Source organism: Amycolatopsis sp. NPDC049688, from assembly GCF_040674975.1.
Taxonomy (GTDB): domain Bacteria; phylum Actinomycetota; class Actinomycetes; order Mycobacteriales; family Pseudonocardiaceae; genus Amycolatopsis.
Genome location: NZ_JBFANY010000005.1, coordinates 212,958 through 235,702, shown reverse-complemented (window position 1 = coordinate 235,702; position 22,745 = coordinate 212,958). Strand labels below are relative to the sequence as shown.

Genomic DNA, 22,745 nt, shown 5'->3' with positions numbered 1-22,745 from the left:
TCCTTCGCACGGGGGAACGCGATCTTGGGGAGTTCGATGACCGGCGGCACGTCCACCGATCCGGCAGGCACCGGCGACAGTTCTTCGAAGAACGGCATCGGGGGAAATGCCGCTCAGGTCGTGCAGGCCCGCGACATCACCGGGCCCGTTTACGTGGGGCGGCCACGCGCCCGGCCGCGGTGGTGGCTGATCGGCGGCCTGGCGGCGGTGATCCTGCTCGCCGGCACCGGCGCCGCCGTCTGGCTGCAGCCGTCCGGGCCGGCCGAACTGCGCGTGACCGCGGACCTGTCGGCCAACGACGCCGGGCCGTGGGGCTATGCGAGCGAAGACCCCGGTTTTCCCGGCCCCGAGCTGGCCGCCCGGCTCGCCCGCCCCGGGGCCGACCGGGATTCCCAGCTGGCGCACGACGTCCGGGTCGCCGGCGGGGCCGGCCTGCTGCACCAGGTCATCCGCCTGCACCTCGAAGGCCCGCGGACCGGGCAGGTCGTCGTCACCGACATCAGGGCGGTGATCCGCAAGCGGCTGCCGCCGTTGAGCGGCACCCTCGTGTGGTCTCCCCCGCAGGGCGCGGAAGATTCGGCGGAGACGCTCCTCGAACTGGACGACCGGTTCCCCGTCCTGCAGTCGGCCGTGCGCGACGCCACCGGCAACCGGAACTTCCCGGCCGGCCCGTACTTCCCGGCGCACACGATCAAGCTCGTCGACGGCGAAACCAAAGAGGTGATCGTGACCGCGTCGGCGGCCAAGGGCGCCTACGACTTCGACCTCGCCGTGTTCTCCGAGGCCGGTAAGGAGATCAAGCAGACGACCGTCGACGACGCCGGGAAGCCGTTCCGCGTGACCGGTTTCCCCTGCAGTGCCCGGGGGCAGGCGTCGTACCGCACCGTCTACTTCGCCCAGGCCGACACCACCGTCTCCCGCCAGCCGGATCCGGAACACTTCGACGGGGTGGGGGAATGCTGATCATGGAGCGCTCCGGGCGAAGGAGAACCCTGTGGTTCGCGGCGGGTGCGGTGATCCTGCTGCTGCTCGCCGGAACCGTTTGGCTGCTGACCCGCGGGACCGATCCGGAAACCGCCTTGCCGCCGCGGGACGCGTCGGAGTGCGGGGCGATCACGATGACCGACCGGACCGGCCATGCTCTGGACGAACAGCTCCTCGCCCCGGTCGCCGCCGTGCACCACGCGGCCTGCCAAGGTGACTACGAAGCTCTGGCCGAGTGGATGGACAACCCGTTCGGCACCCGCAGCGCCGACGCGGCCCTCGCCGAGCTCCGGGCGAACGACGGCGCCCCGCTGACGATCCTCGCGCAGACCCTCGAGGCCACGGCGATCGCCGACCAGGGCGGTCTCACCTACTGCCACCCGCACGGGGCGATCGCGGTCTTCGCCCGGGGAACCCCGGACCACCAGGGCAAACTGACCGATTTCACCCTCACCGCCGACAACCCCATGGCCGGGGCCTGCTACGACGCCGGGTCGCGGTAAGCCCCATCGCCCCTCAGGGATCGAGCACGACGCCAGGTCTCCGGCGGCGGGCCGGTCACGGCAGCAGGCCGGGACAGATCGCGTGCGTCAGGGCGAGCAGATCCTCTTTGGCCTCGATCTCGGGGCCGTCGGTGCGCAGCATCTCCCGCACCGTGCGAGCCAAGGTCTCCGGGGGCAGCCGCTCGCGCAGGATCTGGAGCTGGTTCAGGAAGAGCACGCGGAACCGCCGTCGTGTTTCGTGGTCGTAGGGCGCGAAGCCGTGCACGGCGTGTTTCAGGCAGGGAAAGTACGCGGCCGCCAGCTCGTCCGCGCCGGCTCCGCTCCCGGCCTTGAGCCACAGGGTGATCAGGGCGTGGGCGGGTGAGACGGGCCGCGCGTCGCCGAAGCCGTAGAACGTGGTGATCATGTTCCCGTAGCCGTCCGCGAACGGCGCCAGGGCATGGGCTGCGGTGTCGCCTTCGACGCTGCACAGGAACTCGAGTTCCGACGCGAGCGTGTCGAAGGGAAACCGGATCCAGCCGCGATAGCTGTCTTCGCCGTGGAACTGGTCATCCGGCTCCATCCGGTAGGACCAGTACAGGTCGATGTCCTGTTCCCGGTCGCCGGGCCGGGCCGACCCGGTCGTGATCCGGACGATCCTCCTGCCGTCCTGCCAGCTCCGGAACAGCTTCAGCGTCTCCACGAGTCCGTGCCGTCCTTCGGAGGACAGCTGGGCGACCCAGAGCGTCGCGGTCCTCGTCCATTCCCTGACCGGATGCTCTGCGCCGGGGAAGAGCTGGCCGGTCGTGACCTCGAACGGCGGGGCGGTGACCAGCAGCAGGCACAGGTTCGCGGAGTACACGGCACAGCGCGCGGGCACCAGGGCCCGGTCCGGCTGATAGCCGAGCAGCGACGAACTCCTCGGCAGCAGCGCGGCGTGGAACAGCGTCAGGAGGGTTTCGCGCATCGGGCCGACGAGTGGCGCCGGCAGCTCGGTCACGATGCTGCCGATGAAGGCCGGCACGGTTTTCCGGTCCGTGAGCGCCGCGAACGACAGCAACGCGTGGAAGAAGTCGTCGTTGTCGCGGCGCCCTTCGGCGATGGCCCGCAGCTCGCGCACGGTGAGCCGGGCGATGAGGTACTCGCCGAACGTCGGGTGCATGAACTCGTACGTCCGCAGCCGGCGGTCGTCGTCCTTGACAGCCTGCGCGGTGTGGATGAAGTAGAAGCTGCTGATGACCACCCGGGCACTGACCTCCCCCACCGGCAGCGCGGCGAGATCGGTGTCGAGCTCCTCCGCGGTGACCCACTGCCGTCCGCGGTTGAACATGGCGAACGCCGCGACCGACAGCCGGACCAGTTCCTGCTCGACCAGCCGCGTCACCTCCTCGCCCGGCTCGTCCGCGTGCTGCTTGAGGACCTCCCGCCTCGCGAACCCGGCCAGCAGCCCTTCGTAGAGCTGGATCTGCCCGATGGCGTCCCCGCCCTCCTCGAGCGGCGACTCGGTGCGGTCGTAGATCGCGAGCAGCAGGAGCAGCAGGGGCTGGCGCGCCAGGTCGGCGTGCGGACGCAGGACGTCGACGGTGAGGCCCGTTTCGTTGAGGCGGCGCCACGGACCCAGCCACTGCTCGATCTGCTCGTCGTCGAACGGTTCGAGCAGCAGGCTGACCATCCCGCCGACCGGCCGGGCCCGGTCGGCCACCGAAACGCGGCTGGTGACGACCACGACGACCGGGTGTCCGAGATCGGCCTCCCGCTGCTGGAACCGGGCCAGGCGCTCGAGGAAATCGGACTGGTTCGTGTTCGTCGCCTGCAGGAGTTCGTCGAACCCGTCGAGCAGGACCACGGGCACCGCGTCACCCGCGGAACCGGCGAACTCCCGCCAGGGCAGCTGTTCCCCGGTCGAGATGCGGAGGCCCTGTTCGATCTGGGTCTGCACGTCGCCGTCGGCGGAAACCTCGCGCAACGGCACCGGGACGGCCAGGAAATCGCCGGGCGGCAGGCGCGCCGCGAGCACCTTCGCCAGCATCGACTTCCCCGACCCCGGCTGGCCGAGCACCACGAGGGGCGCCTCGGTGGCCGCCGGCGACGTCAGGTGCCCGATCAGGAACTCCTGCAGGTCGGTGCGGACGGGTTGGCCGTCCCACCACCCTTCGTCGGCGATGTGGTCGTGCGCCACGTCGGCGGCGACGCGGAAATGGGGGTTCACGTAGGCCTCGGCGACGCTCGGCAACCGGACGCCGGCCGGGGTCGCCGGCAGCAGCGGCCGGGCCAGCACCGCCTCGTGGAACCGCGCCAGCCGCGCCCGCCGGTCGTCGGGGACCTGCCCGGACGCGATCTCCGTCAGCACCCGGGTGACCCCCGCCAGGCCGGCCCGCAGATGGCGGATCTCGGCCCTGGTCGCCTGGTGGTCGACGCGGTTGGCCCAGAAGGCGACCTCGGGGAAGTCGGTGGCCAGGCGCCGGAACATGTCCTCGTACTTCGTGACCGCCTTCGCCGTGGCTTCGCCGAGCATCGCCGTTTCGACGGCCCGCCTGCCGCGGTCGTCCAAGTGGTCCCACACGGCCAGCCCGGTGAGGAACTCCAGGACCTCGCCCGCCATCCGGGCGTAGTGGCCCGCCAAGGCTTCGATCGACTGCTCGTAGGGCCGGTGCGGCGCCAGCAAAGGAGCCGGGGTGAGCAGCAACGCGGTGGTGAGCCGGTCCGACGGGGTGAGCTCGAGTTCGGCCAGGGCGAAGGGCAGGCGGACCGTCGCCATCGCGTCGAAGAACGCCGCCACCACGATGGCGCTGTGCGCGGCGGACAACTGCTCGCCGCGTTCCACCCGGCTGCTGCCGCGCAGCCGCGTGTTCAGCCGGGACACGAGTTCGCCGGTCAGCCGGAAGAACTCGGACTTGGCGTCGAACAGGCTCAGCGCGAGCGCGGACCCGGTGGCGCTCAACGCGAGCAGGACACCACCGGTCAGGCGGTCGAGCGCGGTCACCACTTTGTCCGGTGCTCCGCCGTCCAGCACGCGCACGGCGTCCGCGTAGCTCAAAGCCCTCGACATCGCGCCACCTCCACCAGGTAATCGGAAGCGGGCGGAGCGGTGTTGCGGTTTCCGGTACCGTGCGGCCCGCAGGAGGTACGCATGCCCTCGATCCGTGACGTCGCCCGGCGGGCGCAGGTCTCCACGGCCACGGCTTCCCGTGCCCTGCGCGGGCTTCCCTCGGTCACCGCCCAGACCCGGGCGCGGGTCGAACGGGTGGCCGCCGAGCTCGGCTACGTCATCCCGTTCAACGCGTCGAGCCTCGCCTCGGGCCGCACCAACTCCGTCGGGATCGTGGTGCCGTTCGTCTCCCGGTGGTTCTTCGGCACGGTGATCGCCGGGGCGGAAACCGTGCTGCGCGAAGCCGGACTGGACCTCGTCGTGTACGGGGTGCCGGGCGAGCCGAGCCGGGAACGGTTCTTCGCCGAGATGCCGGTGCGGCGGCGGGTCGACGCCGTCCTGGTGCTGTGCCTGCCGCTGACCCGGTGCGAGGCCGATGCCCTGCGGGCCCTGCGGATCCCCGTGGTCCTCGTCGGCAGCACCGCCGACGGCATCTCGTCGGTGCGCATCGACGACTTCGCCGCCTCGGCCCGGGCGGTGCGGCACCTGGTCGAGCTCGGGCACCGCCGGATCGGGCTGCTCGGGGAGACCGACCCGCCGCCCCACGGGTTCACCACGCCCGGCCGGCGCCGCGACGGCTACCTCCGGGTCCTGGCGGAGGCGGGGATCGAGCCGGAACCGGACCTGGAGGCCGCCGGCCACTTCACCGCCACCGGAGGCGAAGCCGCGATGGAACGCCTGCTCGCACGGCGGAAGCCGCCGAGCGCGGTGTTCGCGATGTCCGACGAGATGGCGTTCGGCGCGCTGCAGGCGCTGCGCCGGGCCCGGGTCGACGTCCCCGCCGGCATGTCGGTCATCGGCTTCGACGACCACGAACTGGCGGCCGCTCTCGACCTTTCGACGATCGCGCAACCGGTCTTCGCCCAGGGTCAGCGTGCGGCCGGTCTCCTGCTCGACCAGCTGCAGCGGCAGGCTCCGGCCGTGGACGTCGTGCTCCCGGCCGAGCTGGTCCGCCGGGGCACCACCGGACCCGCGGCCGCGCTGAACTGAACGCCGGCGCCCGTCACCCTTCTTCGGCCGCGCGCCGGCGGGACCACGTGCCGGCGTCGGTGGTGTAGCGGACGAGGAGCCGCGCGAACTGGAGGCGTTCCTCCGGCGGCCAGGCGGCGGTGATCTCCTCGAACGCCGCCCGCTGGACGGCGGCGAACCGCGTGCGCTCCGCCTCGCCGCGTTCGGTGAGCTCGAGCACGGTCCGGCGGCCGTCGGCCTGGGACGCCGCCCGCCGCAGCAGGCCGTCGGCGATGCAGGCCGCGACCGTGCGGCTGGCCACCGGCTGCACGACGCCCATCTCCGCGGCCAGCCCGCCGACCGTGAGCTCGCCCGGAGCGTCGGCGACCACGTTGAGCACCAGGTTCCGGGACAGGTCCCGGCTCGAGGCCGGGGTCCGGCGGCGCAGCCGGGACAGCGCCGGGCCGACCTGGTCCAGCAGCGGGTCTTCGGCGGAACTGGTCACCCGCCGGATCGTAGTACTCCCGGCATTTGCATACCAGTCGTAAAGTGCATAGCATCAGGTATGTAACTGCGACGAGAGAGCGAGGCCGCCATGGCCACCACTGCCATCACCGGTGCCCGGGTGTTCGACGGGGAGAAGCCACTGGGGGTGCAGACGGTCGTCCTCGACGGCCCGAAGATCCGCCGGATCGGCGGCGACGTGCCGGAAGGCGCCGAAGTCGTCGACGGCCGGGGCGCGACCCTGCTGCCCGGCCTGATCGATGCGCACGTCCACTCCGGCCCCGGCTCCCTGGCGCTGGCGCTGCGGTTCGGCGTCACGACCGAGCTGGAGATGCAGGGCCTGCACACCCGCGAAAACCGGGCGCACATCACCGAGGACGACACGGTCGCCGACATCCGGTCGGCGGGGTTCGGCATCACCCCGCCCGGCGGTCACCCCAGCGAGCTGATGCCGGAAGGGTTCCGGCCGGCCGGCGACCTCCCGCCGGTGATGCCGCTGATGCCGTTCGCCACCACGCCGGACCAGGCCGCCGGCTACGTCCCCCAGCTCCTGGCCCGCGGCTCCGACTACCTCAAGTTCATGATCGACGACGGCAGCGTCGAAGGCCACCCCGGCCTGCCGATGCTCGACCAGGCCACGCTGAACGCGGGCGTCGCCGAGGCGAAGAAGCACGGCGCTCTCACGGTGGCCCACACGCTGACCCTCGACGCGACCCGGATGGCCGTCGAGGCCGGCATCGACGGCGTGGTCCACGTGTTCATGGACCGCCCGCACACCCCCGAAATCGTCGATCTGATCGCGGCGGCGGACATGTTCGTCGTGCCGTGCATCTGCCTCGACGCCTCCATGATGGGCATCACCGGCAGCACCCTCGCCGACGACCCCCGCGTGTCCCGCCGCCTCGACGTCAAGTGGGACGAAACGCTTCGGTCGAGCTACAACCGTTATCCGCAGGGGAAAATCGAGGACGTCCTGGAGACGGTGCGGGCACTGGCCGAGGCCGGCGTGGACATCCTGGCGGGCACGGACGCCTCGATGCCCGAGACGTTCTTCGGCGGCCTGGCCCACGGAGCCAGCCTGCACCAGGAACTGCAGTACCTGGTGGCAGCGGGTTTGCCGCCCGCACAGGCCCTGCGCGCCGCAACGGCGACGACGGCCCGCCGGTTCGGCCTGTCCGACCGGGGCCGGATCGCGGAAGGGCTTCGAGCCGACCTCCTGCTGGTCGACGGCGATCCGGTGGCGGACATCGGGGACACACTGAACACGCGCGCGATCTGGCGCCGGGGCAGCCGGCTCCGGCAGACGTGACCACGACCGGCTTCGCGCTTCCCGGCGTCCGGCGCCTGCCGGTTCAGCCCGGCTTCCTGACCGCGTCCGGCTGCCGATCCGCGACGAACATGCGCAGGCGTCTGGTCATCCGAGCCGGGATGAACGAGGATCCTCGGGTGCCCGACTTCAGAGGTTTCACCCTGATCGCCCGGATTGGCCTGACCTGCTACGCCCTGGTGCACCTGCTCGTCGCGTGGCTGGCGGCGCAGGTGGCCCTCGGCGACAACGAGAAGGCCGACAAAGCCGGCGCCCTGCAGATCGTCGCGTCGGGGGGTGGGGCGTGGTTGCTGTGGCTGATCGCCGCCGGGACCGGGCTGCTCGCGGTGTGGCAGCTCGTCGAAGCGGTCAGGGGCCACCGGCACGCCGCACCACGCCGGCGGTGGGTGCGGCGGACGGCCAGCGGCGTCGAAGTCGTCCTGTACGGCCTCGTCGCCTACAGCGCGGGGAAGATCGCGACCGGCGGCTCCGGCAAAGCGGGCTCGGTGGTGGCCACGGTCCTGGCCGAACCCTGGGGCGCCGCCGCGGTGATCGCGACCGGAAGCGTCGTCATCGCGGTCGCCGCCTTCCTCGGCTACCGCGGGATCAGGAAGAAGTTCGTCCACGACCTCGACCTCGGCGGGACCTCCCGGACGGTCCGGCGGTCGGCGGAGCGGCTGGGCCAGGTCGGCTGGTCGGCGATGGCGGCCGCCTACGGGACGGTGGGCGCGATGTTCATCGTCGCCGCCGTGGAATACGACCCCGCCAAAGCCGGCGGCCTGGACCCCGCGCTCAAGACGCTCGCCCTCCAGCCCTACGGACAGGCTCTGCTGCTGGCCCTGGCCGCCGGCATCGCCGTGTTCGGCGTGTTCGCGTTGCTCGAAAGCCGCTACCGCAGGATCTGACTCCCTCGCCGGTGTGAAGACACCAGTTTGGACGGACGAGGTCCTGGGCACTCCCGGGCCGAGTCGAGCCGGCGCCCACCCCGGGCGCCGCCCTCTCGGAAAAGGAGCTCCCCCACCGTGATCATCCTCGGCGTCATCCTGATCATCCTCGGCTTCGTGATCGGCATCCCGGTGCTGTACACGATCGGCATCGTGCTCGCCGTCGCCGGTGTCGCCCTGGCCATCCTCGGCGGGACCGGGCGCAAGGTCGGCGGACGCGCGCACTGGTTCTGAGACACGCCTTCCCTTTCCCCGGCGGGGCCGGAGGTGCACCCTCCGGCCCCGGCCCCTTCGGTCAGGGAGCGATGCCCACCCCGTCGATGCGGCTCCACGAACGCTCCTGCGCCGCCGTCATGGCCGGCCAGTGGACATCGCCCGGGCGGGGCCGGATCCGGGTGCCGTACGGCGCCGGGCGGTAGCCGGGCTCGTAGAAGCACCCGCCGTGGTAGGTGCTGTCGAACGCGGTACAGGCATGGGCGATGGACTGCGGTGTCGGCTTCCGGCCGGTGCGCACCCAGTTGTCCAGAGCGGCGATCGAGCTGGCGTACTCGGCGACGCTCAGCTCGTCGTGTTCGGATTCGCGGGTGAAGGTCTGGACGAGGTGGCCGTCCCGGCCGGCGCCGGCGAGCGTGGCGCGGTACGCGGCCTCGTGTTCCACGAAGACCGAAGGGTCGTCGATCGCGTGCAGGGTGAGCACCGGGAGGGAGACCTGGCCGGTGAGGTCGCTGTCGTAGGAGAGGTCACGCACCGCGGTGGGGTCGGGCGAGAACCGGTCCACCCCCGCGTTGAGGGCCCGGTCGTCGTGCGAGCCCGTGTACCGCACACCCCGGTTGCCGAACGGGTTCCGGCCGCCGAGCCGGTTCGAGACGATGTCCTGGAACAGGAAAGTCGCGTACTGCAGGTGCGTCGGCAGGGAGCGTTCCGGGATCGTCGTGACCGCGGTGATGTCGTCCAGGTTGCGTTGCTGCCGGGGCGTCCGGCCGGCCGGGGCGGAGGCGATGCCGGTGCACTCCTGCAGGCGGTCCATGACATCGTCCGGGGTCAACGGGGAATCCGCCGGGAGCCCTTGCCACAGCGGGTACTGCGGCTCGGCCGGGCGGGGCAGGTTGCGGCAGTAGTACTGGTAGACCACCCGCAGGTCCACGCGGTGGTCGTAGCCGCGGGACCCGCCGGCCAGCAGCCCGCTGGTCAGCAGCACCCCGTCGTAGGCACCGCCCTCCCGGCCGTAGCTCTCGGCGACCTTCGCGGCGACGTTGCCGCCGAAGGACTGGCCGTGGACGTAGGTTCGGTCGGGCCGGCCGAACCGCTCGACGAACAGGCGCCGCACGTTCTCCGTGTCGGCGGCGGCCATCCTGACCCCGTAACCGCCGCGCCGGTACGAGGACGCGGCCCAGGCGTACCCCTCGTCGACCAGCACCGCCCACTGCGCCAGGTCCTCCGTGGTACTGGCGGGATCGTAGGCCGGGGAGGGGCCACCGTGGGCGTGGACGACGAGCCCCCGGTTCCACCGAGCCGGGATGGCGATCGTGTAGTAGGCGCCGTTGCCGTCCTGGCCGGAGTAGCAGGTGGCCTTCCCGGCCAGGACGGACGGGCACGGAGTCGTCGGCGGCCGCGTCGTGTTCGCGTAGCCGGGGGCCGCGGTCCCGAGTGTGCTCAGCAGCGCCGTGGCGAGCACGAGCAGACGGCGGGCGGCGAAGGTTTTGGTCAAGGAACTGCCTTTCCTCGGATGTCCGGCAGCAGGCCGGTGAAGAATTCGACGACCGGCGGCCGGGTTCCCGGGGCGCTGTGCCCGACGCCGGGGACCACGACGTGCTGCACCGCGGTGCCGTGCAAGGCCAGGGACCGGCCCAGCCGGTCGAGCTGTTCCGGCCGGCTGTGGCCGTGGTCGCCCATGGCGGCCAGGTCGGCCCGCCCGTCGTCGTCGGCGCCGATCACGAGCAGCACCGGCACCCGGGCGACCGCGGCGGGATCCACGGCGATCCCGAACCGCTGCCGGGTGTCACCGGTGCCTTCCGGCCAGGCGAGCGCATCGTCGAGCAGGGTCACGCCGCCGGGGGCACCGACCGCGACGGCGGCGACCCGATCCGGGTGCAGGTACAGGAAGCGGTGGGCGAACTGGCCCCCACCGGAGTGCCCGCACAGCAGCACGGTGCCGATGCGCGCGTTCCACCGGAACCGGACCTGCTCCAGGATGTCCAGCAGCACCAGGTCGAACCGGATCCCGTGGGCGTCAAGGACCTTGTAATTGTCCACGTCGTCGGGGTTTTCGATGCCGACCGGGAACAGCGGGACCACGACGATCACCTGGTGCTCTTCGGCGAAGGGAATGAGCCCTTCGCGTAGCTCCCCGACGCTGCGACCGGTGCCGTGCACGGCCACCAGGACGGGCAGTTCGGTCTCCGGGGTCCAGCTGGTGGGGACGTACACGCAGTAGCTGCAGCGCGGCTCGCCCGGTGCGGCGAAGAACGGCGTCCGCTTGGTCAGCAGCCGGCGGCCGGGGTGGGCGGCGGGCAGGTCCGCGACCCGGATCACGCGACGTCCCCGCGGTGGACGGCGACCGGGACGCGGGCCAGCGGGACGTGGTGCTGTCCCGCGTGGACGTCGCGGTCCCGGAGCGAGCCCTGGCTCACCGGGCGCGGGAAGGAGATCTTCACGACGTTGAGCGAAGGGATCCGGAAGATCCGGATGGTGTGCTCCTCCAGGCGGTACAGCCGGGCGATCATGCGCTCGTCCACCAGGTCCGCGGCGAGCCGGTAGCCGTCGGCGTCGCGCATGAACAGTTCCATGGTGACCCAGAACGGGCCCGCGTTCTTGGACCGGACCTCGTGGGCGAGATCCGCGAGAGTGGTTTCAGGCACGGGTTTTCTCCCCCAGCTCGGTCCGGAACAGGTCGGCGGGATCGGCGCAGTCGACGACGTGGTTCAGCACGAACTCGTACGCCGCGCCGCGCTCGATCTCCGCGGGTGAGAACGGGAAGGCGAGACTGGGCAGGTAGTCCATCCCCGGCGTCGGCAGGTGCAGCAGCAACGGGTTGGCGACCTTGGCGACCGCGGTGGCGGTCGGCTGGTCGGGCGCGTTGACGAGCAGCATGACGCCGACTTCGCGCGGCGGCCCGGTCTCGGGCTCGAGCTCGTCCAGCACCGCGTTGTGGCCGTAGAGGCGGAGGTCGAAGGCGTACTCGTCCTCGGCCAGCTCCAGGGTCTGGCGGACGCGCTCGGTGATCATCGTGCGCATCAGCCGGGCCCAGGCATCGATGTCGGCGAGGATGAACGGGTCCCGGATCGCCGAGAACGACACGGTCTCGTAGCCGGTGATCCGGGCGCCTTCCAGCTTGATCGTGTACTGGCCGGCGACGTGGAACCGGGACCCCTCGACGCGGACGATCCGGTCGTCGACCGCGGTGTACCGCGCGTCCCGGACGTCGAGGGTGCCGGCGGGTTCCCGCATCTGATGCGGGTTCGCCGTCTCGTAGAGCATGTGGGCGGCCACCGAGATCGGCGTGCACGACACCGCGGGATCGAGCGGCTCGATGGTGAAGCCGCCGGCGTCGATCGTGGCGAGCACACCGCCCGCGCGCGGGTTGCTCGTGCACTGGCCGCCGCACTCGACGATCTTGGCGGCGTGCCAGGTGGGCCCGGGCGGCATGCCCTTCATGAGCGGGTACGCCGCCGCGACCGCCGTGTCGGTCGCGCGGCCGGCCAGCACGACCTGGGCGCCCGCGCGCAGCGCGTCGACGATCGGCTCGTGCCCCATCGCACCGACGATGTGGGTGCAGCTTTCGAGGGTCTCGGCCGTCAGGTCCCCCAGCGGGGGCAGCGGGTGGATCCGGCCCGCGCCGAGGTGCTCCTTCAGCCCGGCCGCGTCCTGCTCGCTGTAGATCTTCGCGACCTTCAGGTCCAGGCCTTCCCCGGCCATCACCTCGGCGGCGATCCCGGCGACCCAGTCGACGCCGCGGTCGGTTCCGCTCGTGCCGCACGAGCCCACGATCACCGGGATGCCCGCGCCGGCGGCGGCCGTCAGGAGGCTGCGCAGGTCACGCGCCACCGCCTTGGCCGTCGTCTTGGGCGACGCGGACCCGAGGTAGTAGGGACCCGAGTCGGTGGAGCCGGCGTCGATGCTGATGACGTCGGCGCCCAGGGCGATGCCGCGCTCGATCGTGGCGTGGTCCCAGCCCGCGCCGAGCATGCCGCTCGGCGACAGGACGCGCACTGTCTCCATGTTCCTCATTTCTCTGCGTTCACTGCGAATCGCGCCCGTCCGGCGAGGGCGGCGACCAGTTCTTCCGCGCCGCGCAGGCCCGCGGCGGCACGTGCTTCGGCCGTCTGCCCGGCCAGGTGGGAATAGACGACGATCCCGTCCACGCCGCGCAAGGGGCTGTCGGCGGGAAGCGGCTCCTCGCGCACGACGTCGAGCGCGGCGCCCGCGATCTGTCCCGATCGCACGGCCGCGACGAGCGCGCCTTCGTCGACGATGGCGCCGCGGGCGGTGTTGACCAGCAGCGCCGTCGGCTTCATCCGCGCGAACGCCGCTGCGTCCAGCAGGCCGCGGGTCCGTTCGGTGAGCGCGGTGTGCACCGAGACGTAGTCCGAAGTGGACAGCAGCTCCGGCAGCCCGGTGAACCGGACCCCCGGGTCCCGCAGCCCGGCCGGAACGTTCGTCGTGCACACCACGTTCATGCCGAACGCCCGGGCCAGCGGGACCACCGCGCGGGCCGACGCGCCGTAGCCGACGAGGCCGAGCGTCGAGCCGCGCAGTTCACGGCCGTCCTCGCGCGGCCAGTTCCCCTGTGCCACCCCGGAAGCGGACTGCACGAGCCGCCGCGCTCCCGCCAGCAGCAGGCCGATGGTGTACTCGGCCACCGCGTTGGCGTTGATGCCGGGCAGGTTGCTCACGGTGATCCCGAGCCGGGCCGCGGCGGCGACGTCGACCGAGTCGTACCCCACGCCGGTCCGCACGATGACCCGCAACCGCGGTGCGCGGGCCAGGACGTCCCCCGTCAGCGGCTCGTTGGCCACCAGCGCCGCGTCGATCCCGGCGAGCGCGGCCACGAGGTCGCCGGGATCACGCCGACCGGTCATGGGCAGGTGGCTGGTCTCCAGCCCGGATCCCTTCAGGAACAGGTCGACGTCGTCGCCGGGACGCAGGTAGTCCGTGGTGATCAGCACGCGCCCGGTCACAGCGCACGACCCGCCGACGACCGGCGCTGCAGGACGCTGACGCGCACGACCGCCAGCACGGCGAGGAGCGCGACGACCGCGACGTGGAGCAGCAAAAGGCTCCAGCCGGTCAGGTCGACCAGACCCCCGACCAGGGCCGGTCCCAGGAAGCCGCCGCCGACCCAGCCGACGGTGTAGAGCCCGGTGTAGGTCCCGACCACGTGGTCGGACGGGGCGAGGTTCCACAGGACGACGACCGCGTTGACCAGGAACGAGGACGCCCCCGCGGACGCGACGCAGAGGCCGGCCACGACGCCGGCCGGCGTCGCCACCACGGTGGCGAGCACCATGCCGGCCGCGAACACCGTCATCCCGGCGGCCATCACCCGCAGGCGGCCGAAGCGTTCGGCGAGCCTCGCCACCGGGTAGGCGGCCACGATGAAGGCCGCCCCGCTGGGCAGGGTGAGGCCGCCGGCTTCGCCGCGGGACATGCCCAGCACTTCCATGCCGTAGGGCGTGATGAGCGCCCGGGAGGCGGCCCAGGCGCCGCCGAAGAGCAGGATGGACACGATGAGCAGCAGCCGGCTGCGGTTGCGGTCCCGCACGATGTCGAGCACGGTGTCCCGCACCCGCGCGGCGGGTGCGGCCTGTTCGCGCTCCTCCTCGACGGCGCTCCGGTAGGCCGGCGACCGGCTGTCGCGCACGTTCGCGGCCAGCACGGCCAGCGACACCACCATCAGGATCGCGGGGATCGCGAACGACAGCTTCGGATGCGTGTCGATCAGGAAGATGCTGATCAGGGCGGCCACCAGGACCGTGAGGCTCGCCGCGATCTTGACGACCGCGTTGGCCCGGCTCCGCCGCTCGGGCGGGACGAAGTCCGGGAGCAGGGATTCGGCGATGGGCTTGAACGAGTTCGCGACCAGCGCGTAGCCGAACATGACCAGGATCAGCAGCGGCAAGGTGCCCGCGACGTGCGGGATGACGAGGAACAGCAGGGCCGCCACGGGCATCCCGACGAGCAGGTAGGGCATGCGCCGGCCCCACGAGGTGCGGGTGCGGTCCGACCGGTTGCCCATCCACGGCTGGATGAAGATGCCGAGCACGTTGTCCATCCCCATCAGGAGACCGATCAGCGCGGCACTGCCGATGTGTTCGCGCAGCAGCGGCGGAACCTGCGAGTCGTAGAGGTTCCACGTCGACTCCTGCGCGAAAACCGCCAGGGCGACGAAGAACGTGATCCGTCCCGTCCGCACGCGGCGGGTGCTCGACGTCGTCGTCATGTCCGCCAACCTACTTTTGCTATAGCAAGAACGTCAAGTGTTTCTTACTGACGTTGCCATGGCAGATAGGGTGGCGGTATGGCAAGTGAGACCCTGAAGGGACTGGCGGCCGACACGCTGGCCGACCGCGCCTACCGCGCCATCCGCGACGCGATCACCACCGGCGAGCTGCGGCCGGAGCAGAAGGTGACCGAACGCGGGCTGGCCGAGCGGCTGTCGGTGAGCCCGACCCCGGTGCGGGAGGCCATCCGGCGCCTCGAGCAGGACGGTCTGCTCGAACGCACCGGACCGCGGACGGTCCAGGTCGCCGCGTTCGGGGACACCGCGATCCAGGACCTCGCCGAGGTGGAGGTGGCCCTCCGCGGGATGGTCGCCCGCTTCGCCGCGCGGCACGCGTCCCCGGCCCAGCTGGACCACCTCGACGCCGTGCTCGACGAAGCCGACGACCTCCTGATCGTCGTCAAGCAACGGCAGCAGGCCGGGCAGGACGTGAACCGGCACGTGGACCGGCTGCTCGACACCATGCAACGCTTCAACGAGGTCGTCGAGTCGTGCGCCTGCAACCCGGTGCTGGTGCGCCTGCTCGGCCAGACGCGGGTGTTCTCCTGGCCGGAACGCCGGGCCCGGCTGATCGAACGCATCGCCGGGAACGACCGGTTCGGTCTCGACCGCTACGGCAGCCACCGCGCGCTCGTCCGGGCGTTGCGGGCCGGCGACTCGGCGGCGGCCGAGGCGCTCGTCATCGAAGACGCCCGTGGCGGGCTGGGAGACCTGCTCGCCGCGCCCGCCGCCGTCGCCCCGGCTTGACCGATCGTCACGGCCCGACGTCGACGAGGAGCGTCAGGTCGTCGTCGACCCGGATCCGGCACTCCGGCCCGAACGCGCACGAAGACTCGCGTTCCTCGAACACCGCCGGTCCCGTGAGTTCCGTCCCCGGCCGCAGCCGGTACCGGTCCCACACCGTGGCCGCGAGCCGGCCGTGGCCGGGGAACCAGACATCGCGGCCGGTGCGTCGCGGGTCCCCGGCGACCGGCTCACACCCCAGCGGGATGTCGTGGCCGGGCAGCCGGGCCGAGAGCCGCCAGGTGACGACTTCCGCGGGGCCGTCGAGGGACCGCCCGAACGTCGCGCGGTAGGTCTCCTCGAAGGTGCGCCGGAGATCGTCCGCGGCCGGACGGCCCGAGTCCGGCAGCTCGACTTCGATCCCGGCCCCCTGCCCGAGGTACCGCAGGTCGGCCGAGCGCCGCAGCCGCACCTGCGTGCCGTCCGCCCCCAGTACCGCGGTGGCGTGGGCGGCCATCTCGGCGTAAAGGGCCGTGACGCGCTCCCAGTCGACCTCGGTGAGAGCCGAAGGAAGGCTGCGTGCCTGGTCCACCGTGGGGGGAGCGACCAGGAACCCGTAAGCGGACATGACGCCGGCCCGCATCGGCACGACGATCCGGGTGATCTTCAGCTGCTTCGCCAGGCCGTAGGCGTGCACCGGGCCGGCGCCGCCGAACGCCACCAACGCGAAGCCGCCGGGATCCCGGCCGTGCTCGGCCAGGTGCGTCCGGGCCGCGGCCGCCATGCTCGCGGTGGCCACCTCGACGATGCCGGCGGCGGCACCGGCCGTGTCCAGGCCGAGCGGCTCGGCCACCTCCCGGTCCAGCGCCTTGCGGACCTCGGCCGTCCGCAGCGGCAGCTCACCGCCGAGGAACGCGGCCGGGTCGAGGTGGCCGAGCACGAGGTCCGCGTCCGTGACCGTCGGGCGCTCCCCACCCCGGCCGTAGGCGACCGGCCCCGGAACGGAACCGGCGCTGCGCGGGCCCACCTTGAGCAGCCCGAGGGCGTCCGGAGCCGCGATCGACCCGCCGCCGGAGCCGATCTCGATCAGGTCGACGACGGTCAGCCGGACCGGCAGCCCCGAGCCCGGCTTGAACTTGTCCACCCGGCCGGCCTCGAAGTCGTGCCGGCGACGGGGGCCGTCGCCGCCGACGACGGCGATCTTGGCCGTGGTGCCGCCCATGTCGAACGAGAGGACGTCCGGTTCGCCGAGCCGCCTCGCCACGGCGGCCGCGGCGATCGTGCCCGCGGCCGGGCCGGATTCCAGCAGCCGGAAGGGGAACTCCTTCGCGTCGGCCAGCGTCGTGACCCCGCCGCCGGAAAGCATGACGCGCAGTGGTGCGTCGATGCCCATGGCGAGCAGGTCGTCGCGGAGGCGGTCGAGGTAGCGCGTCATCGACGGCTGCACGTAGGCGTTGAGGCAGGCCGTGCTCGCCCGTTCGTACTCGCCGACGACGGGAGCCACCGCGCTGGAAAGGGTGACCGGCACCCCGGGGTGGACCCGCGCGAGCAGGTCCCGCACCCGTCGTTCGTGCCGGTCGTCGCGGTGGGCGTGCAGCATGGCGACGGCCACCGCTTCGACACCTTGCTGCAGGAGCTCGCCCACCTGTACCAGCACATCGTCCTCGTCCAGCGGCTCGAGCTCGGCGCCGTCGGCGGCGAGGCGGCCCCGCACGCCACGGCACAGGTGCCGGGGCACGAGCGGGCGGGCCGGACGCGCGAGCAGGTCGGTCGTGTCGAACCTGATCTCCCGCGCCAGCTCCAGGACGTCGCGGAACCCCGCCGTCGTCAGCAGTCCCACCACCGCGCCGGTGCGCTCCAGCAGCGTGTTGGTCACCAGCGTCGTGCCGTGCACGATCCCGGCGACGTCCCGGGCCGGGGTGCCGGTCTCGGCCAGCAGGCGCGCGATGCCCGCGGTGATCGCCTCACCGGGCGCGTGCGGCGTCGTGGGCAGTTTCCCCGGCCAGGTCAGGCCGCGCGCCGGGTCGTGCAGCAGCAGGTCGGTGAACGTCCCGCCGACGTCCACGCCGATCCGGACCGTGCGGCTCATCGGACGTACCCGCCGAGCTCGTCGGCCCGCACCAGCTCGGCCTCCCGCTCCTCCGGCGCGCCGAAGCCGCCGCCACCGGGGAAGGAGATGACGACGGAGGCGCCGGGGGCCAGCTGCGAGACCGACTTCAGCGGCACGCGCTCGCCGCTGTCCAGCACCGCCTGCGCCGTGGCCCCCGGCTCGCCGCCGGCGAGCCCGAGGGCCGGATGCCGTTCGCGGTCGCCGAGCACCACCAGCTGGACCGGGTGGCGGGTCGGGTTGTGCACTTCGACGTCCTGCCCCAGTCCGCCGCGGCGCCGGCCGCGCCCGCCGGAACCGGGCCGGAGCTGCTTGCGCACGATCCGCAGCGGCGACGCGACCTCGAAGGCCTCGATGCTGCCGCTGCCGGAATTGGTGGGGAACGCGGTCGCCGAAAGCCCGTCCTGCTCCCGGGAGGCACCCATTCCGGCGTTGGCGAAGAGCATCTGCGCGAAGGGGCGGCCGGCGTCGTCGACCCCGGCGAACCGGACCCGGAGCGCGGGCGCTCCCCCGCTGTCGGCGATGATCCGGCCGGGCAGCACCGGCGCGAGCGCCCGGTGGATCGCGCACGACAGCAGGTGCCCGGTCAGGTGCCGCGCGACCACCGGCGCGGGAAACACCGGGTTGACGATCGTCCCTTCCGGCGCGGTGACGTCGATCGCCCGGTAGGAACCCCAGTTCGTCCGCGTGCCCGGATCGAGCAGGATCTTCAGCGGGTACATCGAGTAGGCGCGCGTGTAGTTCAGGGTGGAGTTGACCGGGAAGGGCACCTGCGGCGAGCTTCCGGCGTAGTCGATCCCGATCCGGTCACCGCGCACCGTGACCGTGCACTCGATGTGGGTCGGGTGCCCCTCGACGCCGTCGGCGTCGACGCCCGCCCGGTACACCCCGTCCGGCAGCTCCCGGACGGCGGCCCGGACTGCGGCGTCGGTCACCGTGTGCACTTCGGCGGCGAACCGTTCGAAGTCCGGCTCGCCGAAGTCGCCGAGGAACTCCCGCGCGCGCCGGCGGCACACCTCGTGGGCGGCGGCCTGCGCCTCCAGGTCACCCCACAGCGGACCGGGCAGCCGGACGTTGGCCAGCAGCAGGTCCTTGACTCCCCGTTCGACCCGGCCGGCCCGGTACAGCCGCAGCGGCGGGATCAGGATGCCTTCGGAGATCAGGTCGGTGGCCCCCAGCGCCGGGGTCCCGCCGATGTCGGGGGAATGCGCGGCGGTCCCGGCGTAGGCGACGAGCGTGCCCCGGTGGAAGACCGGGGTGATCATGGCGATGTCCGGCAGGTGACCGGTGGCGATCCACGGGTCGTTGGTGATCACGCAGTCGCCGTCCTGCCACTCCTGAGCCGTGAACCGCTCCAGGACCAGCCCGGTCAGCGAGCTCATCAGCGCCGCGAACCCGGGGATGCCGGCCCGCGACTCCGCCATCGTGCGTCCCCGCCGGTCCGTCAGGACGACGGTGTAGTCGTTGGATTCGCGGATGATGGTCGAGAACGCCGTGCGCAGCATGGTCGACGCGGCCTCGTCGACCGCGGTCGCGAGCCGGTCCCACCGCACCTCCAGGCCGACCGGGTCGAACGCCGGGGTCATGACGCCACGGCCTTCACGGGCGCGATTTCGGCGGCGATCGCCGTGCCCAGGCCCTCGGTCGTGCCGGTACCGCCGAGGTCGGGGGTGAGCACTTCCGGGCGCCCGGCGAGCACCCGCTCGATCGCGGCCAGCACCGCCGCGGCCGCAGCGGTCTCGCCCAGGTGCTCGAGCATCATGGCACCGCTCCAGATCTGCCCGACCGGGTTGGCGATCCCGCGCCCGGCGATGTCGGGGGCCGAGCCGTGCACCGGCTCGAACAGGCTCGGCCAGGTGCGGTCCGGGTTGATGTTGGCGCTCGGGGCGATCCCGATCGTGCCGGCGCAGGCCGGGCCGAGGTCGGAGAGGATGTCGCCGAAGAGGTTGCTGGCGACGACGACGTCGTACTGCCCGGGCTGCAGGACGAACTTGGCCGCCAGGATGTCGATGTGGTCCTTGGTGGCGGCCACTTCCGGGTAGCTCTCCGCCATCGCCGTCGCGCGCTCGTCCCAGTACGGCATGGAGATGGCGATGCCGTTGCTCTTGGTCGCCCACGTCAGGCGCCTGCGGGGGCGGGTGGCGGCGAGCTCGAAGGCGTACCGGAGCACCCGGTCCACCCCGGTCCGGGTCATCACGGTCTCCTGCAGCACCGTTTCGCGGTCGGTGCCTTCGAAGATCCGGCCGCCGATGCTCGAGTACTCGCCCTCGGTGTTCTCGCGGACGACCAGGAAGTCGATGTCCCCCGGCCCGTGGTCGCGCAGCGGGCTGCGGACCCCGCGCAGCAGCCGCACCGGCCGCAGGTTGACGTACTGCTCGAACCCGCGCCGGAACCGCAGGAGGCTCCCCCACAGCGAAACGTGGTCGGGCACCACCTCGGGCCACCCGACCGCGCCGAAGAAGATCGCGTCGAAACCGCCGAGCACGTCCCGCCAGTCCGGCGGCAGCATTTCGCCGTGCCGCAGCCAGTAGTCGGCGCAGGCGAAGCCGAACTCGACGACGTCGAGCTCGAACCCGTGGGCGTCGGCGGCGGCCCGGAGGCACCTCAGCCCTTCCGGGACGACTTCACGGCCGATGCCATCCCCCGGGATGACCGCGATGCGGTGCGGCTGGGACACGAGACGCTCCTGTCGATCCGGTGAACACGCGCCTTCCACCCTGATCGGCGGCGAGCGTCCCGGCAAGAATCCCCGCGGCAACCTATCCTTTCGCTGAGCGAAAGGGACGAACCGCGATGATCGACGATCTCCGCTTCTTCCAGGTGGTCGCGGCCAGCGAAACGCTGACGGCGGCCGCCCGCGAGCTGCAGTGCTCGCTCCCGGTCGTCAGCAAGCGCCTCAGCGCACTGGAACGCCGGCTCGACACGCGCCTGGTGCACCGCGGCACGCGCCGGCTCGTGCTGACCTCCGAGGGAGAGCTGTTCGCCGCGCGGCTGGAACCGATCCTCGAGCAGGTCCGCGAGCTCGAGGACGTGGTCGGCCACCGCTCCGGCGATCTGCGCGGGTCGATCGTGGTCCAGGCCACCCTCGGGCTCGGCCGCGCGCACATCGCCCCGCTGCTCGGCGAGTTCACCGCCCGGCACCCGCGGTTGACCGTCGAGCTCCACACGTCCGCACTGCCCCTGCGTCCGCACCGGCGCGAGTTCGACCTGGCGATCCACGTGGGCACCCCGCCGGACTCGTCGCTGCGGATGCGCCGGCTGGCGAAGAACCGCCGGGTGCCGTGCGCGGCACCGTCCTACGTGGACTCACGCGGGATGCCCGAGCGGATCGAGGACCTGGCGGACCACGATTGCCTCGTGCTCCGCGAGAACGAGGGCGACTTCGCGCTGTGGCGCTTCGGCGACGCCCGCCACCCGCGCCAGATCCGCGTGCACGGCCGGCTGTCGAGCAACGACGGCGACATCGTGACCGGCTGGGCGTTGCAGGGCCACGGGGTGATCATGCGCTCGGAGTGGCAGATCCGCACCCACCTCGACAGCGGCGCGCTGGTCCGGGTCCTGCCGAACGTGCCGACACCACCGGCCGACATCTACGCCCTCCGCGCCGACGACACCCACCTACCGCGGCGGATCAGCGAGCTGATCAAGCACCTGGCCGCGCGGTTGCCGGATCGCATCGCGGGCTCCGCCCAGGCCCGGACGAAGTCAGCCACACACCCGTAGCTCGGCGTAGTAGGCAAACGGAATACCGGTGTGGCGCACGAGGTGCAGGCCCGCGTCGTTCGCACAGGACGCGAGCTTCAGCAGCGGAACGTAGTGGCGGTCGGCGAACTCCCCGACCACCACCCGGCCGGCCGGCTTCAGCACCCGGCGCAGCTCCCGCAGCGCGTACCGCGGGTCGCCGGGGATCTCGCCCAGCACGGTGACCAGGTAGGCCGCGTCGAAAGTGGCGTCGGGGAACGGAAGTTCGCGCGCGTCCGCCAGGGTCGGCACGATCGCCGGGATGCCGCACCGGGCGGCCCGGCGGGCGACGTGGTCGAGCATCGGCTGCTGGACGTCGACGATGTCCAGGCGGCCGCCGGGACCCAGCCGGCGCGCGACGGGCAGGGACTGCAGCCCCGTGCCGGGACCGACTTCCAGGACCCGTTCCCCTTCGCACGGCGCGAGAATCCGCTGCAGCCGTCTCGGGGTGAGCAGGGGCAGCGGCAGGTTCAGCACCCAGCGCTGCGCGACCGGATACGGCGCGGTGTCGGTACCCCAGACCGTGGCCGCGGCCGCACCGGCGACACCGAGCGCGACCCATCCCATGCTGCGATCGACCTTCATGGCTTCCCCCGTCCGACGGCCCGGTCGTCCGTCGCACACCAAGACGGCCGACCACGGGAGAAGGTTGCGCGGCCCGTCGCCGGGCCGGTGTCCGAATCGGACTATTCGATTTCCGGTACCCCGGTCCGCCAGCCGAGAAGGATCGCGCGGAGCGCCTGCTCGGCGAGCCGCCGGGCGCGTTCATTGCCGACCGTGCCGAGACCGCCGAGCGAGGCTATGCCGTAGAGCGTGCCCCAGATGATCTCGCAGGCCTCATCGGGATCGGCCAGGACCACGTCGTGGGCGTCCGACCAGGCGGCGAGCAGTTCCTTCAGTACGACGATGGCCGGTTCCGCGGCGCGCCGGCGCTCGTCCGCGTCGACCACGGCGCCGTTCATCACCTGGTAGAGGTGCGGGTGCTCGCCGGCGAACCGGACGTACTCGGACGCGATGCGCAGCATGCGCCGGTCGATCCCGGGCTCCTCGGCGGCCTGCCGGAACCCGGCCAGTAGCAGGCAGTGGCCGTGCGCGACCAGCTCCAGCACGAGCGCGTCCTTGTTGGCGAAGTGCTGGTAGACGACGGGTGCGGAGTATTCGATGTCGGTCGCGATGCGCCGGATCGTCAGCGCCGCAACGCCGTCGGTCTCGAGGACGTGCAGCGCGGCCTCGATGATCCGTTCGCGGGTACTCGCCCGTTCCCGGGCCCGTCTCGTGCTGGTCGGCATGCTCCGCCACTTCGCTTCGGTGGTCTCCTCGGACACTAGCCGCCGCCCCTTGACGACGACATCTCGACGT

The 22,745-nt window shown here is 72.2% G+C and carries 21 protein-coding genes; 8 read left to right on the top strand and 13 right to left on the bottom strand.

Features of this window, described 5'->3' with window-relative positions:
* Window positions 1-36: 36 nt before the first annotated feature.
* On the top strand, window positions 37-963 hold the full coding sequence (locus AB0J55_RS20045; RefSeq protein ID WP_364250151.1) for a hypothetical protein: 927 nt from the start codon (window positions 37-39) through the stop codon (window positions 961-963).
* Window positions 957-1,487 carry a hypothetical protein gene (locus AB0J55_RS20040; protein ID WP_364250144.1) on the top strand — a complete coding sequence of 177 codons (531 nt, stop codon included), beginning with the start codon at window positions 957-959 and terminating at the stop codon, window positions 1,485-1,487. Before AB0J55_RS20045 ends, AB0J55_RS20040 begins: the two co-directional genes overlap by 7 nt.
* Before the next feature lie 55 nt (window positions 1,488-1,542).
* Here AB0J55_RS20040 and AB0J55_RS20035 read toward each other — a convergent pair whose 3' ends face one another.
* On the bottom strand, window positions 1,543-4,515 hold the full coding sequence (locus AB0J55_RS20035; protein WP_364250141.1) for an AAA family ATPase: 2,973 nt from the start codon (window positions 4,513-4,515) through the stop codon (window positions 1,543-1,545).
* A gap of 81 nt (window positions 4,516-4,596) precedes the next feature.
* On the opposite strand from AB0J55_RS20035, the gene AB0J55_RS20030 reads away from it, so the two are divergent.
* Window positions 4,597-5,604, top strand: coding sequence for a LacI family DNA-binding transcriptional regulator (locus AB0J55_RS20030; RefSeq protein WP_364250138.1), 1,008 nt, complete (start codon window positions 4,597-4,599; stop codon window positions 5,602-5,604).
* A gap of 13 nt (window positions 5,605-5,617) precedes the next feature.
* Here the strand turns inward: AB0J55_RS20030 and AB0J55_RS20025 are convergent, their stop codons facing one another.
* Complete coding sequence (locus AB0J55_RS20025) at window positions 5,618-6,067, bottom strand: MarR family winged helix-turn-helix transcriptional regulator (protein ID WP_364250135.1); 450 nt, start codon at window positions 6,065-6,067, stop codon at window positions 5,618-5,620.
* Between the two features lie 90 nt (window positions 6,068-6,157).
* Between AB0J55_RS20025 and AB0J55_RS20020 the strand changes: the two genes are divergently transcribed.
* From AB0J55_RS20020 to AB0J55_RS20010, 3 genes are all read left to right on the top strand, one after another.
* Window positions 6,158-7,375, top strand: a complete 1,218-nt coding sequence (locus AB0J55_RS20020) for an amidohydrolase family protein (protein ID WP_364250132.1) — start codon at window positions 6,158-6,160, stop codon at window positions 7,373-7,375.
* Between the two features lie 137 nt (window positions 7,376-7,512).
* On the top strand, window positions 7,513-8,277 hold the full coding sequence (locus AB0J55_RS20015) for a DUF1206 domain-containing protein (protein ID WP_364250129.1): 765 nt from the start codon (window positions 7,513-7,515) through the stop codon (window positions 8,275-8,277).
* 117 nt (window positions 8,278-8,394) lie between these two features.
* The gene (locus AB0J55_RS20010; RefSeq protein ID WP_247022631.1) at window positions 8,395-8,550 is read left to right on the top strand and encodes a hypothetical protein; all 156 of its coding nucleotides are present in this window, start codon (window positions 8,395-8,397) and stop codon (window positions 8,548-8,550) included.
* A 61-nt stretch (window positions 8,551-8,611) separates the two neighbouring features.
* Here the strand turns inward: AB0J55_RS20010 and AB0J55_RS20005 are convergent, their stop codons facing one another.
* The 6 genes from AB0J55_RS20005 to AB0J55_RS19980 are packed head-to-tail and all read right to left on the bottom strand — an operon-like array spanning window position 8,612 to window position 14,755.
* Window positions 8,612-10,024 (bottom strand): DUF6351 family protein, encoded by a 1,413-nt coding sequence (locus AB0J55_RS20005; protein ID WP_364250126.1) that lies wholly within the window; start codon window positions 10,022-10,024, stop codon window positions 8,612-8,614.
* Window positions 10,021-10,848, bottom strand: coding sequence for an alpha/beta hydrolase (locus AB0J55_RS20000; RefSeq protein WP_364250123.1), 828 nt, complete (start codon window positions 10,846-10,848; stop codon window positions 10,021-10,023). The genes AB0J55_RS20005 and AB0J55_RS20000 overlap by 4 nt, the downstream gene beginning before the upstream one ends.
* Window positions 10,845-11,174, bottom strand: coding sequence for a DUF4387 domain-containing protein (locus AB0J55_RS19995; protein ID WP_364250120.1), 330 nt, complete (start codon window positions 11,172-11,174; stop codon window positions 10,845-10,847). The genes AB0J55_RS20000 and AB0J55_RS19995 overlap by 4 nt, the downstream gene beginning before the upstream one ends.
* Window positions 11,167-12,534, bottom strand: a complete 1,368-nt coding sequence (locus AB0J55_RS19990) for an acyclic terpene utilization AtuA family protein (protein ID WP_364250117.1) — start codon at window positions 12,532-12,534, stop codon at window positions 11,167-11,169. Before AB0J55_RS19990 ends, AB0J55_RS19995 begins: the two co-directional genes overlap by 8 nt.
* A gap of 5 nt (window positions 12,535-12,539) precedes the next feature.
* Window positions 12,540-13,493, bottom strand: a complete 954-nt coding sequence (locus AB0J55_RS19985) for a phosphoglycerate dehydrogenase (protein ID WP_364250114.1) — start codon at window positions 13,491-13,493, stop codon at window positions 12,540-12,542.
* Complete coding sequence (locus tag AB0J55_RS19980; RefSeq protein ID WP_364250111.1) at window positions 13,490-14,755, bottom strand: MFS transporter; 1,266 nt, start codon at window positions 14,753-14,755, stop codon at window positions 13,490-13,492. Before AB0J55_RS19980 ends, AB0J55_RS19985 begins: the two co-directional genes overlap by 4 nt.
* Window positions 14,756-14,833: 78 nt before the next feature.
* Here AB0J55_RS19980 and AB0J55_RS19975 point away from each other — a divergent pair, with 78 nt between their 5' ends.
* Entirely contained in the window at window positions 14,834-15,562 is a 729-nt protein-coding gene (locus AB0J55_RS19975; RefSeq protein WP_364250108.1) for a GntR family transcriptional regulator, read from the top strand.
* 7 nt (window positions 15,563-15,569) lie between these two features.
* Here AB0J55_RS19975 and AB0J55_RS19970 read toward each other — a convergent pair whose 3' ends face one another.
* Genes AB0J55_RS19970 through AB0J55_RS19960 form a run of 3 tightly spaced genes read right to left on the bottom strand, consistent with a single transcriptional unit; the run spans window position 15,570 to window position 20,322 of the window.
* Window positions 15,570-17,627: a hydantoinase/oxoprolinase family protein gene (locus tag AB0J55_RS19970; RefSeq protein WP_364250105.1), complete on the bottom strand. Its 2,058-nt coding sequence runs from the start codon at window positions 17,625-17,627 to the stop codon at window positions 15,570-15,572.
* Entirely contained in the window at window positions 17,624-19,231 is a 1,608-nt protein-coding gene (locus tag AB0J55_RS19965; protein ID WP_364250102.1) for a hydantoinase B/oxoprolinase family protein, read from the bottom strand. Before AB0J55_RS19965 ends, AB0J55_RS19970 begins: the two co-directional genes overlap by 4 nt.
* Complete coding sequence (locus tag AB0J55_RS19960) at window positions 19,228-20,322, bottom strand: tartrate dehydrogenase (RefSeq protein ID WP_364250099.1); 1,095 nt, start codon at window positions 20,320-20,322, stop codon at window positions 19,228-19,230. Before AB0J55_RS19960 ends, AB0J55_RS19965 begins: the two co-directional genes overlap by 4 nt.
* Before the next feature lie 116 nt (window positions 20,323-20,438).
* Between AB0J55_RS19960 and AB0J55_RS19955 the strand changes: the two genes are divergently transcribed.
* Window positions 20,439-21,368: a LysR family transcriptional regulator gene (locus tag AB0J55_RS19955; protein WP_364250097.1), complete on the top strand. Its 930-nt coding sequence runs from the start codon at window positions 20,439-20,441 to the stop codon at window positions 21,366-21,368.
* Here AB0J55_RS19955 and AB0J55_RS19950 read toward each other — a convergent pair.
* Together AB0J55_RS19950 and AB0J55_RS19945 are read right to left on the bottom strand one after the other, a co-directional pair.
* Window positions 21,351-21,971, bottom strand: coding sequence for a methyltransferase domain-containing protein (locus AB0J55_RS19950; RefSeq protein WP_364250094.1), 621 nt, complete (start codon window positions 21,969-21,971; stop codon window positions 21,351-21,353). The genes AB0J55_RS19955 and AB0J55_RS19950 overlap by 18 nt on opposite strands.
* 101 nt (window positions 21,972-22,072) lie before the next feature.
* Window positions 22,073-22,711, bottom strand: coding sequence for a TetR/AcrR family transcriptional regulator (locus AB0J55_RS19945; RefSeq protein WP_364250091.1), 639 nt, complete (start codon window positions 22,709-22,711; stop codon window positions 22,073-22,075).
* Window positions 22,712-22,745 lie beyond the last annotated feature (34 nt).